1 protein-coding gene is annotated in these 350 nt (G+C 60.9%); it reads right to left on the reverse strand.

Going from position 1 to position 350, the window contains the following annotated elements:
* Positions 1-350: IS66 family transposase (locus tag MnOB_RS28465; protein WP_158713875.1), on the reverse strand; the 350-nt coding region annotated here is incomplete at both ends.

Raw genomic sequence — 350 nt, forward strand, 5'->3', positions numbered from 1 at the left:
CTGATGCGGCAACAGTTGGTCGATCTCACTCGCCCGCTGCGTCGGCAGCCGCGTCAGCACATCCTTCAAATAGGCATACGGATCATGCCCATTCATGCGCGCCGACTGGATCAGGCTCATGATCGCTGCCGCCCGCTTGCCACTGCGCAGTGACCCGGCAAACAGCCAGTTCGAGCGTCCAAGGGCCCACGGCCGGATCTGGTTCTCGACCTGGTTGTTGTCGATGGGCACAGCACCATCCTCGACATAGCGAGTCAGTGCCAGCCAGCGTTTGAGGCTGTAATCCAAGGCTTTCGCCGTTGCTGATCCGTTGGGCACCAGATCACGCTGGACCCGCATCCAGTCATGCA

This window comes from Metapseudomonas resinovorans (assembly GCF_002003485.1).
Lineage (GTDB): Bacteria > Pseudomonadota > Gammaproteobacteria > Pseudomonadales > Pseudomonadaceae > Metapseudomonas > Metapseudomonas resinovorans_D.